The organism is Stenotrophomonas sp. 96582_Sma, assembly GCF_056480905.1.
Map to the genome: position 1 here is coordinate 4,331,937 of NZ_CM151122.1, position 12,154 is coordinate 4,344,090.

Annotated in this window: 12 protein-coding genes; 2 read left to right on the forward strand and 10 right to left on the reverse strand. The window is 64.5% G+C overall.

What is annotated here, in order from left to right:
• Nucleotides 1-21: 21 nt before the first annotated feature.
• The 7 genes from atpG to ACZK2R_RS20235 all read right to left on the reverse strand — a co-directional run bounded on the left by atpG (nt 22) and on the right by ACZK2R_RS20235 (nt 5,258).
• Nucleotides 22-885 (reverse strand): F0F1 ATP synthase subunit gamma, encoded by an 864-nt coding sequence (gene atpG, locus ACZK2R_RS20205; protein WP_032129046.1) that lies wholly within the window; start codon nt 883-885, stop codon nt 22-24.
• Nucleotides 886-982: 97 nt separating this feature from the next.
• Nucleotides 983-2,530, reverse strand: a complete 1,548-nt coding sequence (gene atpA / locus ACZK2R_RS20210) for a F0F1 ATP synthase subunit alpha (protein WP_032129047.1) — start codon at nt 2,528-2,530, stop codon at nt 983-985.
• Between the two features lie 44 nt (nt 2,531-2,574).
• Nucleotides 2,575-3,102 (reverse strand): F0F1 ATP synthase subunit delta, encoded by a 528-nt coding sequence (locus tag ACZK2R_RS20215; RefSeq protein ID WP_032129048.1) that lies wholly within the window; start codon nt 3,100-3,102, stop codon nt 2,575-2,577.
• Nucleotides 3,103-3,104: 2 nt separating this feature from the next.
• On the reverse strand, nt 3,105-3,575 hold the full coding sequence (locus ACZK2R_RS20220) for a F0F1 ATP synthase subunit B (protein WP_005419512.1): 471 nt from the start codon (nt 3,573-3,575) through the stop codon (nt 3,105-3,107).
• Between the two features lie 106 nt (nt 3,576-3,681).
• Nucleotides 3,682-3,987 (reverse strand): F0F1 ATP synthase subunit C, encoded by a 306-nt coding sequence (gene atpE / locus ACZK2R_RS20225; protein ID WP_005411133.1) that lies wholly within the window; start codon nt 3,985-3,987, stop codon nt 3,682-3,684.
• A 73-nt stretch (nt 3,988-4,060) separates the two neighbouring features.
• On the reverse strand, nt 4,061-4,861 hold the full coding sequence (atpB, locus tag ACZK2R_RS20230) for a F0F1 ATP synthase subunit A (RefSeq protein ID WP_010481316.1): 801 nt from the start codon (nt 4,859-4,861) through the stop codon (nt 4,061-4,063).
• A gap of 31 nt (nt 4,862-4,892) precedes the next feature.
• A complete protein-coding gene (locus tag ACZK2R_RS20235; protein WP_006394654.1) occupies nt 4,893-5,258 on the reverse strand; it encodes a hypothetical protein in 366 nt (121 codons plus the stop codon).
• A 460-nt stretch (nt 5,259-5,718) separates the two neighbouring features.
• Between ACZK2R_RS20235 and ACZK2R_RS20240 the strand changes: the two genes are divergently transcribed.
• Entirely contained in the window at nt 5,719-6,537 is an 819-nt protein-coding gene (locus ACZK2R_RS20240) for a hypothetical protein (RefSeq protein ID WP_010481314.1), read from the forward strand.
• Between the two features lie 444 nt (nt 6,538-6,981).
• Here the strand turns inward: ACZK2R_RS20240 and lpdA are convergent, their stop codons facing one another.
• The 3 genes from lpdA to ACZK2R_RS20255 form a co-directional block, all read right to left on the reverse strand.
• Nucleotides 6,982-8,790 (reverse strand): dihydrolipoyl dehydrogenase, encoded by a 1,809-nt coding sequence (gene lpdA, locus ACZK2R_RS20245; RefSeq protein ID WP_125893388.1) that lies wholly within the window; start codon nt 8,788-8,790, stop codon nt 6,982-6,984.
• A gap of 107 nt (nt 8,791-8,897) precedes the next feature.
• Nucleotides 8,898-10,610 (reverse strand): dihydrolipoyllysine-residue acetyltransferase, encoded by a 1,713-nt coding sequence (gene aceF, locus ACZK2R_RS20250; RefSeq protein WP_049399181.1) that lies wholly within the window; start codon nt 10,608-10,610, stop codon nt 8,898-8,900.
• Between the two features lie 167 nt (nt 10,611-10,777).
• A complete protein-coding gene (locus tag ACZK2R_RS20255) occupies nt 10,778-11,293 on the reverse strand; it encodes a DNA-deoxyinosine glycosylase (protein WP_049460894.1) in 516 nt (171 codons plus the stop codon).
• A 186-nt stretch (nt 11,294-11,479) separates the two neighbouring features.
• Here ACZK2R_RS20255 and ACZK2R_RS20260 point away from each other — a divergent pair, with 186 nt between their 5' ends.
• Nucleotides 11,480-12,115 carry an OmpW/AlkL family protein gene (locus tag ACZK2R_RS20260; protein ID WP_032129052.1) on the forward strand — a complete coding sequence of 212 codons (636 nt, stop codon included), beginning with the start codon at nt 11,480-11,482 and terminating at the stop codon, nt 12,113-12,115.
• Nucleotides 12,116-12,154 lie beyond the last annotated feature (39 nt).

The window sequence follows — 12,154 nt, forward strand, 5'->3', positions numbered from 1 at the left end:
GTGTGCTTTGAACGAACGCGGTCAGACTGCTGCCGCGCCGCCGACGATTTCGGAGATTTCCTGGGTGATCGCTGCCTGGCGTGCCTTGTTGTAGACCAGCTGCAGCTCACCGATCAGCTTGTTGGCGTTGTCGCTCGCCGCCTTCATCGCGACCATGCGTGCGGCATGTTCGGAGGCAACGTTTTCCAGCAGCGCCTGGTACACCAGCGACTCGATGTAACGCGTCATCACGTGCTCCAGCACGGTCGCGGCATCGGGTTCGTACAGGTAATCCCAGTCGTGGTGAGCGACCTGCTTCTCAGCCGGCGGCAGCGGCAGCAGCTGATCGAAGCTGGCCTTCTGCGTCATGGTGTTCACGAAGCGGTTGTAGACCAGGTACACGCGGTCGACCTTGCCTTCGGTGAAGGCGTCGAGCATGACCTTGATCACACCGATCAGCGATTCCAGCTTCGGCACGTCGCCGATGTGGGTCACGCTGCCGACCATGTTGACCTTTACGCGGCGGAAGAAGGTCGATGCCTTCTGACCGATGGTCACCAGGTCCACTTCCGCGCCCTTGTCCTGCCATGCCTTGGCTTCGCCCAGCATCCTGCGGAACAGGTTGTTGTTCAGGCCGCCGGCCAGGCCGCGATCGGAGGAGATCACGATGAAGCCGACCCGCTTGACCTGCTCGCGCTCGACCAGGAACGGATGCTGGTAGTCGGTGCTGGCCTGGGCCAGGTGACCGATCACCTGCTTCATCGCCTGCGCGTACGGACGCGAGGTCTTCATCCGATCCTGCGCCTTGCGGATCTTGGAGGCCGAGACCATTTCCAGGGCGCGCGTCACCTTGCGGGTGTTCTGCACGCTCTTGATCTTGGTTTTGATTTCGCGTCCGCTTGCCATCTCTTGTTTCCCGTGGCGCGGGGCTGCTGCCCCGCGTTGTTCAACCGTTTGTCATCTGGTCCAGCGGAGCCAGAGGCTCCGCTCTACAGGACCGCGATTACCAGCTGCCGGTGGTCTTGAACTCGGCGATGCCCTTCTTGAAGGCACCTTCGATGTCGTTGTCCCAACCGCCGGTGGCGTTGACCTTGCTGACCAGTTCGCCCTGGGTGTTGGCGAAGTGGGCGTGCAGGCCTTCTTCGAACGCCAGCAGCTTGTTGACCGGCACGTCGTCGAGGTAACCCTCGTTGACGGCGTAGATCGACAGCGCCTGGTTGGCGATCGACATCGGCGCGTACTGCTTCTGCTTCATCAGCTCGGTGACGCGCTGGCCACGCTCCAGCTGCTTGCGGGTGGCTTCGTCCAGGTCCGAGGCGAACTGCGCGAACGCAGCCAGCTCGCGGTACTGGGCCAGCGAGATACGGATGCCGCCCGACAGCTTCTTGATGATCTTGGTCTGGGCCGAGCCACCGACGCGCGACACCGAGATACCGGCGTTCACGGCCGGGCGGATGCCGGCGTTGAACAGGTCGGTTTCCAGGAAGATCTGGCCGTCGGTGATCGAGATCACGTTGGTCGGAACGAAGGCGGACACGTCGCCGGCCTGGGTTTCGATGATCGGCAGCGCGGTCAGCGAACCGGTCTTGCCGGTGACCTTGCCTTCGGTGAACTTCTCGACGTATTCCTCGGACACGCGGGCTGCGCGCTCGAGCAGACGGGAGTGCAGGTAGAACACGTCACCCGGGTAGGCTTCACGGCCCGGCGGGCGCTTCAGCAGCAGCGAGATCTGGCGGTAGGCGACGGCCTGCTTAGACAGATCGTCGTACACGATCAGCGCGTCTTCGCCGCGGTCCATGAAGTACTCACCCATGGTGCAGCCCGAGTAGGCGCTGATGTACTGCATGGCAGCCGATTCGGAAGCAGTCGCGGCCACCACGATGGTGTGGGCCAGCGCGCCGTTCTCTTCCAGCTTGCGCACGATGTTGGCGATGGTCGAAGCCTTCTGGCCGATCGCAACGTACACGCACTTGATGCCGGTGCCCTTCTGGTTGATCACCGCATCGATCGCCATCGCGGTCTTGCCGGTCTGGCGGTCACCGATGATCAGCTCGCGCTGGCCACGGCCGATCGGGATCATCGAGTCGACCGACTTGTAACCGGTCTGCACCGGCTGGTCGACCGACTTGCGCCAGATCACGCCCGGAGCAACGCGCTCCACCGGAGCGGTCAGGTCGGTGCCCAGCGGGCCCTTGCCGTCGATCGGCTCGCCCAGCGCGTTCACGACGCGGCCCAGCAGTTCCGGACCGACCGGCACTTCCAGGATGCGGCCGGTGGTCTTGGCGACGTCGCCTTCGCGCAGGTTTTCGTAGTCACCCAGGACCACGGCGCCGACCGAGTCGCGCTCCAGGTTCAGGGCCAGGGCGAAGGTGTTGTTCGGCAGTTCGATCATTTCGCCCTGCATCACGTCGGCCAGACCGAAGATGCGCACGATGCCGTCGGACACGCTGGTCACGGTGCCTTCGTTGCGCGATTCCGCGGCCAGCTTGACCTTCTCGATGCGGTTCTTGATCAGTTCGCTGATTTCGGAGGGGTTGAGCGTGGTTGCCATCGTCAAGTCCTAGTGCCGGCAGCGGGGCCGGACGTTAAATGAATTCAGTTAGCGAGCGCGGTCTGCAGACGGGCCAGCTTGCCCTTCAGCGAACCATCGATGACCACGTCGCCGGCGTCGATCACGGCGCCGCCGATCAGCGAAGCATCGACCGCGGTGGTCACGTCGACCTCGCGGTTGAAGCGCTTGCGCAGCGCAACCTTGATCGCGTCCAGCTCTCCGGCCGACAGCTCGGAAGCCGAGGTCACCGTGGCCTTGACCACGTGCTCGGCTTCGGCGCGCAGGGCGTCGAACATGCCGGAGATTTCCGGCAGCAGCGGCAGACGATGCGATTCGGCCAGGATGGCCAGGAAGCGCGAGTAGGTCTCGCCGTGGGACACCGGCGCCAGCAGGGCGACGGCGTCGTCACGACCCAGCTCCGGGTTGGCGAGCAGGGCCGCCACGCGCGGATCGGCGGCGACGTGGGCGGAGAACGCCAGGGCGTCCGACCACGGCGCGAACGCGCCTTCGTCGCGCGCGGTCGCGAACGCGGCGCGGGCGTACGGGCGGGCAAGCGTGAGGGCCTGGCTCATCCTTAGATCTCCGAGGCCAGCTCGTCGAGCAGCGCCTTGTGGGCGTTGGCGTCGATTTCGCGCTTGAGCAGCTTTTCGGCACCGGTCACGGCCAGCGCAGACACCTGCTTGCGCAGATCTTCACGGGCACGGTTGGCGGCGGCGTCGATTTCAGCCTGGGCCAGTTCCTTCTGACGGGTGGCTTCGGTGATCGCTTCGTTACGGGCAGCATCAACGATCTGGTTGGCACGTGCGTGGGCCTGATCGATGATCTCGTTGGCCTTGGTACGTGCTTCCTTCAGCGCTTCGTTGACCTTCTCCTGCGCCTGGGCCAGATCTTTCTGGCTGCGGTCGGCAGCAGCGAGGCCTTCAGCAATCTTCTGCTGGCGCTCTTCGATCGCGTTCATCAGCGGCGGCCAGATCTTGGTCGCGATGATCCAGATCAGACCAGCGAAGGCCAGCGCCTGCGCAAGAAGGGTGAAATTGATATTCATGGTTAGCTCGATCGCTGGTTTCGGGGTGGACGCGCCGCCGTAGCGGCGCATCCGGCCTTCATCCGAAACCGGGTGCATCAGCACCCGGTCGTCTCAAACCGCTGTATCAGCCGGCCAGAGCCTTGGTGACGGCGCCAGCGAAGGCAGCCGACAGCGGGTTGGCGAAGGCCAGCAGCAGGCCGACGGCGACCGAGATGATGAACGCGGCGTCGATCAGGCCGGCGGTGATGAACATGCGGACCTGCAGGACCGGGATCAGTTCCGGCTGGCGGGCGGCCGACTCCAGGAACTTACCAGCCATGATGGCCAGACCCAGACCGGCGCCCAGCGCGGCCAGGCCGATCATGATGCCGACGGCAAGGGCGGTGGAGCTCTGAATCTGCGCGAAGTTGGTCAGGACGGCGAAGTACATGGTTATCTCCAGGAACTTAAGTTGCTAAGGGTGATGAAACGGATGAAGGTTGAAACGCGTTGAAGCTTGAAACTCAGTGAGCGTCTTCCGACAGGCTCAGGTACACGATCGACAGCATCATGAAGATGAAGGCCTGCAGCGGGATCACCAGCAGGTGGAACAGCATCCAGCCGAGGCCGAACACACCACCGGCAATGGCACCGAAGAAACCGGCACCACCCAGCACCCAGATCAGCAGGAACACGATTTCGCCGCCGAACATGTTGCCGAACAGTCGCATCGCCAGCGAGATCGGCTTGCTCAGCCACTCGACGATGTTGAGGATCAGGTTGAACGGCATCATCCACTTGCCGAACGGCGCCGTCAGGAATTCCTTGATGAAGCCGCCCAGGCCCTTGGACTTGAGCGCGAAGAACAGCATCAGGAAGAACACGCTGATGGCCATGCCCAGGGTGGCATTGACGTCAGCGGTCGGGACCGGCTTCCAGTAGTGCACGCCCACCCATTCCAGCGGCTTGGCGATGAAATCGGCCGGGATCATCTTCAGCAGATTCATCAACAGGATCCAGAAGAAGATCGTGATGGCGATCGGCGTGACCAGCTTGCTCTTGCCGTGGTAGGTGTCCTTGGCCTGGCGGTCGACGAACTCCAGGCAGATCTCGACGAAGGCCTGCCACTTGCCCGGCACGCCGGCGGTGGCCTTGCGGGTGCCCAGCCAGAACGCGACAACGATCACCAGGCCCATCAGGACCGCGGTGAGGAAGGTATCGACGTGGATATGCCAGAACATACCCTCACCCTTGCCGACCGGCGCGGTCAGGTTGTGCAGGTGATGCTGGATGTAGCTGGTAGGGGTTAGAGCCTCGCCCGCCATGTGTCCGGAACCTTCAGTTAATTGAATTCTGTCAACGCCTGGCCATCGCCAGGACCTGGAACATCAAGCCGACGGCGATACCAGCCAATAGCGCCAATGCAGGCAGCTTGAAGACCAGGAACCCCACCAGCAGGACGCCGAAAACCACCACCCACTTGGCCACGATCGCAATGATCAGGCGAGCCATCGCCGATCCTGCGGCCAGTGCCCCACCGCCCAGTGCCATCCGTGCCGCCACCCAGCCACCGGCCGAAATGGCCACACCGGACGCCAGCGCGCCGAGGGCATATTTCGGACCTACCAGCAGGAAGGCCAGGGCCAGGACAGCCACTGCGGCCAGCGGGTAGACCGCGGCGCGCAGCATCAGTCGCCGACCCGCATCAACGGAGTTCAGCACAGGACGTCCCGCGTGGTTGCAAGTGGAGGGCTGAGGCGACTACAGCAGGGGGGGCCTCATCGAGCCGCCAAATTATAGCAATGGGACAATTTGCGAGACAACCGCTCCCTGTTCATCCCGGGAGGCCGCAAGTTGCGGTAACGGTTACATTTTTGCGTGCCACCCAGGGGACAATGACGTCCGTATGATGTTGCAGCGCAGTATTGAACTTTGGTCGCAGGCCGCGGAACTTTCACCGAATGCGCCGGTCCGATCTTTCGACCTGCCTGCAGCAACCTCGTCGACGCTCCGCCCCGCAGGTCCCACGATGGCCCCGAAGCCCGGCTCCGGGGCCATCTTTTTGCATCGTCGCGACAGCGCTGAACCGTGCACACTTCGTGGACCATACGTTCACGGATGGTGGACGGGCCTGTCCGGCACAGTGGTCTTCATTCTGATGAACCACTGCAAGGACTCTTCGATGCGCCCCGTACCCACCCTTCTCGCCCTCTCCCTGCTCGCCGCCGGCGCTTCGTTCGCCACTGCCGCCCACGCCGCTGAAGGCGACGACCGCTTCGCCCTGCGCCTGGGTGCGATGAACATCGACTCGGACAACACCCTTCGCGGCAAGACCAACGTCGCCGGCCAGGACATCGGCTTCTCCGAGGACTTCAAGCTGGGTGGCAAGGAGTGGGAACCGCGCATCGACGGCATGTTCCGCATCAGCAACCGCCAGCGCCTGCTGTTCAACTACTTCAAGTACGACAAGGACCGCCGCGAGACCCTTGGCCAGGACATCTCCTTCGGTGACGTCAACGTGCCGTCTGGCAGCTTCGTCAAGGGCGAACTGAAGTACCAGGTCGCCAGCCTGGTCTATGACTACTCGGTGGTGGACACCGATACCTTCGACCTCGGCCTGCAGCTGGGTGCCGAGTACGCCAAGGTCAGCACCAAGGCCTACGCCGATCTGGGTACCGTCTACGAAGGCCAGTTCCTCAATGAGAAGACGGACGGCGTGGCGCCGGTGGTCGGTGCGCGCCTGAGCTTCACCCCGTCGGAAAAGTGGATGATCACGCTGCAGGGCCAGTACCTCAACACGCGCTGGGGCAGCTTCGATGACTACAAGGGCGACCTGAGCCGCGCCAACGCCATCGTCGATTACCGCTTCACGAAGAACTTCGGTGTGTTCGCTGGCTACGACTGGTTCAAGCTCGACGCGGACAAGAAGGGCAGCGACGGCACCATCGGCCTGAAGCAGGAATTCAAGGGCCCGGTGGCCGGCGTCAGCTTCGTGTTCTGATCCCCCGCCCCTTCCACGGCACACTCTCTCCTGGCGCGGCCTCCGGAACATCGGGGCCGCGCTTTTTCTTTGCATCGTCGAGCAGAGAAGCAGGTTGGTCGAGCGCTGGGGGAAGAGGGGCTTGTGTGCGAATGTCCCCCGGCACCGGCCTGCGGCCGTCACCTCCTCCTTTACTTCGCACGCAAGCCCCTCTACCCCCGCGTGTCAGGCATCCAGGCGGGCCAAGCTGTGGCTCTCGACTATCCGCAAGCCGAGCCGCTGCGCGGGTGGCAGGCGCTTGGACAAAGTAAAGGAGGAGGCGACCGCCGCAGGCGGACGACGGGGGACATTTGTCCAGACGCCTGCCACCCGCGCAGCGGCCCCACCGCTCGCAAAAATCCGGAGCGGAGAAACAAAAAACCCCAGCAGATGCCGAGGCTTCTCGTTCGCGAAGGCGCGGGCGCCTTACTTCTTCTTCGGCATGTACAGATCGGTGATCGTGCCGTCGTAGATTTCCGAGGCCATCGCCACCGACTCGCTCAGCGTCGGGTGAGCATGGATGGTGTGGCCGATGTCTTCCGCCTCCGCACCCATCTCGATGGCCAGGCCGATCTCGGCCAGCAGGTCACCGGCGTGCACGCCGACGATCGCACCACCGATGATGCGGTGGGTCTCTTCGTCGAAGATCAGCTTGGTGAAGCCCTCGGTGCGGCCGATGCCGATCGCGCGGCCACTGGCGGCCCACGGGAACTTGGCCACGCCGACCTTCAGGCCCTTGGCCTTGGCTTCGGTCTCGGTCACGCCGACCCAGGCGATTTCCGGGTTGGTGTAGGCCACCGACGGAATCACGCGGGCCACCCACTCCTTCTTGTGGCCGGCAGCCACTTCGGCAGCCAGCTTGCCCTCGTGCGTAGCCTTATGGGCCAGCATCGGGTTGCCGACGATGTCGCCGATGGCAAAGATGTGCGGCACGTTGGTGCGCATCTGGCGGTCGACCGGAATGAAGCCGCGGTCGGTGACCTGCACGCCGGCCTTCTCGGCATCGATCTTCTTGCCGTTCGGCGAGCGGCCCACGGCCACCAGCACGCGGTCGAAGGTGCCCTGCGCCAGGGCCGGCGACTGGCCTTCCTCGGCGGCGTCGAAGGTCACGGTGATGCCCTTGGCATCGGCGGTGACGCCCGAGGCCTTGGTCTTCAGGTGCACTTCGATGCCCTGCTTCTTCAGGCGGTCAGCCAGCGGCTTGACCAGGTCCTTGTCGGCGCCCGGCATCAGCTGGTCCATGAACTCGACCACGGTCACCTTGCTGCCCAGCGCACCGTACACGGTAGCCATTTCCAGGCCGATGATGCCGCCACCGACAACCAGCAGCGAGCCCGGCACTTCGGCCAGCTCCAGCGCGTCGGTGGAATCCATCACGCGCTTGTCGTCCCACGGGAAGTTCGGCAGCTTCACCGCCTGCGAACCGGCAGCGATGATGCACTTCTGGAAGCGCAGCAGCTGGGTGCTGCCGTCAGCGGCAGTGATTTCCAGCTCGTTGGCCGAAACGAATTTGCCAACGCCCTGCACGCTGCGGACCTTGCGCTGCTTGGCCATGCCGGCCAGGCCCTTGGTCAGCTGGTTGACGACCTTTTCCTTGTACTCGCGCAGCTTGTCCAGGGTAATGGTCGGCTTGCCGAACTCGACGCCGAAATCACCGGCGTGGGCCACTTCGTCGATGACCGCTGCAGCGTGCAGCAGCGCCTTGGACGGAATGCAGCCCACGTTGAGGCAGACGCCGCCGAGGCTGGCGTAGCGCTCGACCAGCACCGTATCCAGGCCGACGTCGGCGGCGCGGAAAGCGGCGGTGTAGCCGCCCGGGCCAGAGCCCAGCACGACCATTTCGCATTCGATGTCGGCAGGCTTGCCGCTGGACAGCGCCGGCTTCGGCGCAGCCGGTTCAGCCGGGGCGCGGTGCGACGGGGTCACCGGCGGCTTGCTGGCCGGAGCGGCCGCTGCCGGGGCCGGCGCGGCGGCCTTGGCCGGGACTTCGGCGGCACCTTCGGCGTCCAGCACCACGACCACGGCGCCTTCGGACAGGGTGTCGCCCAGCTTGACCTTGATTTCCTTGACCACGCCGGCAGCCGAGGACGGCACTTCCAGGGTGGCCTTGTCCGATTCCAGGGTCACCAGACCCTGATCCTTCTTCACCGTGTCGCCGACGGCGACCAACACTTCGATCACCGGCACATCGCTGTAATCGCCGATGTCGGGAACCTTGACTTCAATCGTGGCCATGGTGGGTTTTCCTCGTGCCCGCGCGGCGGTACCGGCGGGCTGTCACTGCATCTGTTCACGCGGCCGCGCCAGGGGCGGCGGCCGCACGGTGGGGGCGAAGCGGTGCCTTACAGCAGCACGCGGCGCATGTCGGCCAGTACCTGCGACAGGTACGTGGTGAAGCGTGCGGCCAGGGCGCCATCGATGACGCGGTGGTCGTAGCTCAGCGACAGCGGCAGCATCAGCTTCGGTGCGAATTCCTTGCCGTTCCAGACCGGCTGGATGGACGACTTGGAGACGCCGAGGATGGCCACTTCCGGTGCATTGACGATCGGGGTGAACGCGGTGCCGCCGATGCCGCCCAGCGAGCTGATCGAGAAGCAGCCGCCACTCATGTCGGCCGGGCCGAGCTTGCCGTCGCGCGCCTTCTTGGCCAGTTCGCCGGTTTCCTGCGCGATCTGCACCACGCCCTTCTTGTCCACGTCGCGGATGACCGGCACGACCAGGCCGTTCGGCGTGTCGGCGGCAAAGCCGATGTGGAAGTACTTCTTCAGGGTCAGGTTTTCACCGCTGGCATCGAGCGAGGCGTTGAACTCCGGGAACTTCTTCAGCGCCGCGGCGCTGGCCTTGATCAGGAAGGCGAGCATGGTCAGCTTGATGCCGGCCTTCTCGTTTTCCTTGTTCAGCGCCACGCGCAGGCCTTCCAGGTCGGTAATGTCGGCCTGTTCGAACTGGGTGACGTGCGGGATCATGGCCCAGTTGCGGGCCAGGTTCGCACCCGAGATCTTCTTGATGCGCGACAGCGGCTGGACTTCGGTCTCGCCGAACTTGCTGAAGTCGACCTTCGGCCACGGCAGCAGGTTCAGGCCACCACCGGCAGCAACAGCAGCACCGCCGGCAGCCGGCACGCCACCGCTGAGTGCGGCCTTGACGAACTTCTGCACGTCACCCTTGGTGATGCGGCCACCCTTCTCGGTGCCGTTGATCTGCAGCAGGTCCACGCCCAGTTCGCGGGCGAACACACGCACCGCCGGGGTGGCATACGGCACCTTGGCCGGCAGCACGCCATCGGCGTTGAACTGCACCGGCGGGCTGGACGGGGTACCGGCCGAGGCGACCTCGCGGGCCGCCAGCTTGTCCGGCTGCGCCGGCACAGCGACCGGCTCGACCTTGGTGGCGGTCTCGGCGGCAGCCGGAGCGGCAGCAGCGGCTGCCTTGGTCGGCGCCGGCGCGGCAGCGCCCTCGGCCTCGATGATGGCGACCACATTGCCCTGCGACAGAGTGTCGCCGACCTTGACCTTCAGTTCCTTGACCACGCCAGCCACCGACGACGGCACTTCCATGGTGGCCTTGTCGCTTTCCAGCGTGACCAGGCCCTGGTCCTTCTTGACCGTGTCGCCGACGGCGACCAGCACTTCGATGACCGGAATGCCGGAATAGTCGCCGATATCCGGCACCAGCGCTTCAACCGCACCACCGCTGGCAGCCGGAGCGGCCGGCGCAGCTGCGGCCGGGGCCGGCGTGCTCTGGGTGGCAGCGGCCGGCGCTGCGGCCTTGGCCGGTGCCGGGGCGGCAGCGGCCGGCTTGGCAGCCTCGCCTTCAGCCACTTCGATCAGCGCCACGACCTTGCCCTCGGACAGGGTGTCACCGACCTTGACCTTGATCTCCTTGACCACGCCGGCGACGGCCGACGGCACTTCCATGGTCGCCTTGTCGCTTTCCAGCGTCACCAGGCCCTGGTCCTTCTTGACCGTGTCGCCGACGGCGACAAGCACCTCGATTACCGGGATATCGCTGTAGTCACCGATATCGGGGACAAGTGCTTCCTTGATTTCGGCCATGGGGATAACTCCGGCAATCTGGTGTAGGGAAACGTCTATTGTGCGGCCAGCGGGGGCCAGCGCCAACCGTTACAGGTGTTTTCAGTACTCACGCAGCCGGGACACGCTGTTGCTCATGGGTTGCGGCCGCGACCAGTCGGTAGCGTATTGTCCGGACGATGTCCGCTTCATGTCGCCAGTGCGTCGGCTACCGGCTGCCAGGCCTGGCGCAGCCGCGGCAGTGACCAGGCCGCGTTGGCCGGGCTGGTGGACGGCAGCGCCAGCAGCCTTGGCGGCGCCTCCAGGCCGGGCAGCACCCAACGCTGGAATGCCTTCAGCGATGCCGCACCGTTGCAGCCGATCAGCTCCAGCTCAGGAAGCGAAGCGATCAATGCCGGCAGCGCATTGGGTACTTCCGTGCCACGCACGATGTCGGCATCCAGGCTGCCACGCCGCTCGCACTGACCGATCACATCCCACAGACCCACACCGGCTGCCTGCAGTGCGCGCAGCCGTTGCGGGTACGCCAGGGCCACATCGAAGCCACAGATATCGGCCAGCACAGGCCAGAAGCGATTGCGCGGATGCGCGTAGTAGCGCTGCTCCTGCAATGACGCAACGCCGGGCATCGAACCCAGCAGCAGCACCCTGCAATCCGCCTTCACCTGCGCTTGCAGGCCGATGCACACCGTTGCTTCGCTCACATCTTCTCCAACTGCATGAATGTCGCCGAAGGCCGAAAAGCCCATGAAAACAGGCTTTTCGCTCCAGTCGCTGAACAAGGGAAACTATTTTTTAACGTGCGTCGGATTCGATTCATGTTGGGGCGACTACGGTGTGCTCGCCCCGCAACCGGGGGCCCAAAACAAGAAACATTAGGAGATACCCCCATGCGCTCCATCCGTATCCTGAGTCTCGCCCTGCTGACCTCCGCCGCCTTCGCGCCGGCCGCTTTCGCCCAGGACAGCAGCAGCACCGACACCGCTTCGGGCAAGCATTTTGCCGTTGTTGGCGGCATCTCGCTGCTGGAACCGAAGAACGACCCGATCACCGGCGTCAAGAAGACCGATGGTGGCCCGGCGCCGACCGTCAGCTTCAGCTACTACATCAACGACAACTGGGCCGTTGAACTGTGGGGCGCTGCCGACAAGTTCGACAACAAGTTCAAGGGCCCGAACAACGCCCGCCTGGGCTCGGTCGAGCAGCAGCCGATCGCGCTGAGCGGCCAGTACCACTTCGGTCAGGCTGACAACGTGTTCCGTCCGTTCGTGGGCGTGGGCTACTACCAGTCGAGCTTCAGCAACGAGAAGCTGGGCAACGGCGCTGACACCGACATCCGCTTCAAGGATGCCAAGGGCGTGATCGGCACCGTCGGCGTGGACATGAATATCAACTCCACCTGGTTCGCCCGTGCTGACGCCCGCTACATGCGCGCCCGCCCGGACGTGAAGGTTGGCGGCGAGAAGATCGGCGAAGCCAAGATGGATCCGTGGACCGTCGGCTTCGGCATCGGCGCCCGCTTCTGATCCAGGCTGCAACTGCTTCACTGATGTAACGCGACGGGC

What these genes read in the sequence shown, in the direction of transcription:
- ACZK2R_RS20260 (WP_032129052.1), top strand. Translation starts at nt 11,480, where the DNA reads ATGCGCTCCATCCGTATCCTGAGTCTCGCCCTGCTGACCTCCGCCGCC.
- atpA (WP_032129047.1), bottom strand. Translation starts at nt 2,530, where the DNA reads ATGGCAACCACGCTCAACCCCTCCGAAATCAGCGAACTGATCAAGAAC.
- aceF (WP_049399181.1), bottom strand. Translation starts at nt 10,610, where the DNA reads ATGGCCGAAATCAAGGAAGCACTTGTCCCCGATATCGGTGACTACAGC.
- lpdA (WP_125893388.1), bottom strand. Translation starts at nt 8,790, where the DNA reads ATGGCCACGATTGAAGTCAAGGTTCCCGACATCGGCGATTACAGCGAT.
- ACZK2R_RS20220 (WP_005419512.1), bottom strand. Translation starts at nt 3,575, where the DNA reads ATGAATATCAATTTCACCCTTCTTGCGCAGGCGCTGGCCTTCGCTGGT.
- atpG (WP_032129046.1), bottom strand. Translation starts at nt 885, where the DNA reads ATGGCAAGCGGACGCGAAATCAAAACCAAGATCAAGAGCGTGCAGAAC.
- ACZK2R_RS20240 (WP_010481314.1), top strand. Translation starts at nt 5,719, where the DNA reads ATGCGCCCCGTACCCACCCTTCTCGCCCTCTCCCTGCTCGCCGCCGGC.
- atpB (WP_010481316.1), bottom strand. Translation starts at nt 4,861, where the DNA reads ATGGCGGGCGAGGCTCTAACCCCTACCAGCTACATCCAGCATCACCTG.
- ACZK2R_RS20215 (WP_032129048.1), bottom strand. Translation starts at nt 3,102, where the DNA reads ATGAGCCAGGCCCTCACGCTTGCCCGCCCGTACGCCCGCGCCGCGTTC.
- atpE (WP_005411133.1), bottom strand. Translation starts at nt 3,987, where the DNA reads ATGTACTTCGCCGTCCTGACCAACTTCGCGCAGATTCAGAGCTCCACC.